The sequence below is a fragment of the Pseudidiomarina fusca genome (genome assembly GCF_032227045.1).
Classification (GTDB): Bacteria; Pseudomonadota; Gammaproteobacteria; order Enterobacterales; family Alteromonadaceae; genus Pseudidiomarina; species Pseudidiomarina fusca.
Genome location: NZ_JANFPJ010000050.1, coordinates 1 through 2,023, shown reverse-complemented (window position 1 = coordinate 2,023; position 2,023 = coordinate 1). Strand labels below are relative to the sequence as shown.

Annotated in this window: 3 protein-coding genes; 1 reads left to right on the top strand and 2 read right to left on the bottom strand. The window is 53.7% G+C overall.

All coding sequences use genetic code 11. From position 1 onward, the window contains the following. Positions 1-29: 29 nt before the first annotated feature. Both lspA and NOG12_RS12590 read right to left on the bottom strand, forming a co-directional pair. Complete coding sequence (gene lspA / locus NOG12_RS12595; RefSeq protein WP_003821921.1) at positions 30-542, bottom strand: signal peptidase II; 513 nt, start codon at positions 540-542, stop codon at positions 30-32. 3 nt (positions 543-545) lie between these two features. Then, positions 546-1,442, bottom strand: coding sequence for a cation efflux transmembrane domain-containing protein (locus NOG12_RS12590; protein WP_004364974.1), 897 nt, complete (start codon positions 1,440-1,442; stop codon positions 546-548). 95 nt (positions 1,443-1,537) lie between these two features. Here NOG12_RS12590 and cadR point away from each other — a divergent pair, with 95 nt between their 5' ends. Beyond that, positions 1,538-1,942 (top strand): Cd(II)/Pb(II)-responsive transcriptional regulator, encoded by a 405-nt coding sequence (gene cadR, locus NOG12_RS12585; RefSeq protein ID WP_153827425.1) that lies wholly within the window; start codon positions 1,538-1,540, stop codon positions 1,940-1,942. The last annotated feature ends 81 nt before the right edge of the window (positions 1,943-2,023 follow it).

Sequence of the window (2,023 nt, the reverse complement as noted above, 5' to 3'; positions counted from 1 at the left end):
CTTCTCCACGTACTCATGCAGCCGCAGTGTCAGTCAGATCCATCCGACTCGGCATTGGTGTTTGCTTTTTTACCCAACAAGCTGCTGGAAACGAAAAGTAAGGCACCGAGGACAATTGCAATATCAGCCAGGTTGAAGGCCGGCCAATGCCAGTCTCGCCAATAGAAATCAAAGGAATCCACAACATAGCCGCGAAAGACCCGGTCAATCAGGTTGCCCATGGCGCCACCGAGGATAAGACTGTAAGCGATGGCTTCTCCTTTATGACGATTTTCAAGGATCAGCTTGATCAGAAAAATCGAGACCACTACCGCGATTCCGATAAAAAAGTAGCGCTGCCAGCCTCCACCATTCGCAAAAAGACTGAATGCGGCACCGGTGTTCCATAGGTGCACCCAGTTAAAGAACGGGGTCACCGAAACATACTCGCCATAGGCCATTGATTGCTGCACCAGCCACTTTACAGCCTGATCAGACGCTGCCAGCAGGCCCGATATGGACAATAGGGCATACGGCGAGAGCTTTTTGCCAATAATGAGCATTATTTAACCCTTCAACGCCAAAATGCGTCTGGCACCGTTAAGTACAATGCCCCCCGCGATGGTGCCGATAATCAGATCCGGATAATTGGAACCGGTCCACGCGACCAGGGCGCCGGCGGTGATGACCCCCAGGTTGATCACCACGTCGTTGGCCGAGAATATCCAGCTTGCCTTCATGTGCGCCCCGCCTTCCCGATGTTTGGATATGAGCAGCAGACAACTGGTATTGGCAATCAATGCGACGAATGCGATAGCCATCATCACCAGCGATTCAGGCTCACTACCGAATACAAAGCGTCTCACCACCTCTACGAGCACGCCCACAGCCAAGATCAGTTGCAGTACACCAGCAAGATGCGCGGCACGTACCTGCATTTTCACGCTATGTCCAACCGCATAAAGGGCAAGCCCGTACACCGCCGCATCGGCAAAATTGTCCAGGGATTCTCCAATCAGGCCGGTGGACCGGGCGATCAGACCGGCAGTCATTTCCACCACGAACAGAAGTGCATTGATGCCGAGCAACCAGCGCAGGGTCCCGGATTCTTGCTTAGCAGAAGCTGCCGAAAACTCGGCGGCCTTGATGGTCTCCGGATTTGCAGCGACGGTTTCCTGAAGCGAGGCGCCTAGCCCCAAGGTCTTCAGTTTCGAGGTGACGGGCTCGACCTCGCCGTCATGCACGACCTTCAGCCGGCGGTTCGACAAGTCGAAGGACAGCGCCCGAATCTCCTCAAAGCCGTTCAGGGCTAGGCGAATCATTCGTTCTTCTGATGGACAGTCCATCTTCGGCACGGCATAAACACTGACCCATCTCCCTGGCGCCTCGGAGGAGGCCTGTATATCGGTATCCGCTGCGGACGTTGCATCACCGCCACAGGCGCCACCACAGGATTTGCTCATGATACGACTCCACTTGAACAATGTTGTGGTACCATTTTAAACTATAAAGCTACTATAAGGTCAATAGAGTAAAGAATCCGTTGGGGAGGAGGCTGATGCGCATTGGTCAGTTGGCGCAGTTGGTAGGGGTCGAAACACAGACGATCCGCTTCTATGAACAGCAGGGCTTGTTGCCGCCGCCTGATCGGCAGGACAACGGTTACCGTGTCTATACCGAGAAGCATGGTGAGGGGCTGGCCTTCATCCGTCGCTGCAGAATCCTGGGCCTGTCACTGGCTGAGATTCACGAACTACAGAGCTATCAGGACGACCCTCATCAGCCTTGTACCGCCGTCAACGCCTTGCTCGATGATCACATCTCTCATGTGCGGTCGCAGATAACCGCTCTGCAAGCGCTTGAGAAACAACTCGTTTCACTGAGAGCGAGTTGCAACGATGACCGGGAAGTTGAGGCGTGTGGGGTTCTTGCTGGAATTAGCGAAGGAAACATGCACCAGTAGTAGGTGAAGCATCAACCAGATAATCCGATGAGATGCCGGTCTGTCTCACTCTCATGCAAAGGTAAGATCAACCATTTAATC

What these genes read in the sequence shown, in the direction of transcription:
- lspA (WP_003821921.1), bottom strand. Translation starts at nt 542, where the DNA reads ATGCTCATTATTGGCAAAAAGCTCTCGCCGTATGCCCTATTGTCCATA.
- NOG12_RS12590 (WP_004364974.1), bottom strand. Translation starts at nt 1,442, where the DNA reads ATGAGCAAATCCTGTGGTGGCGCCTGTGGCGGTGATGCAACGTCCGCA.
- cadR (WP_153827425.1), top strand. Translation starts at nt 1,538, where the DNA reads ATGCGCATTGGTCAGTTGGCGCAGTTGGTAGGGGTCGAAACACAGACG.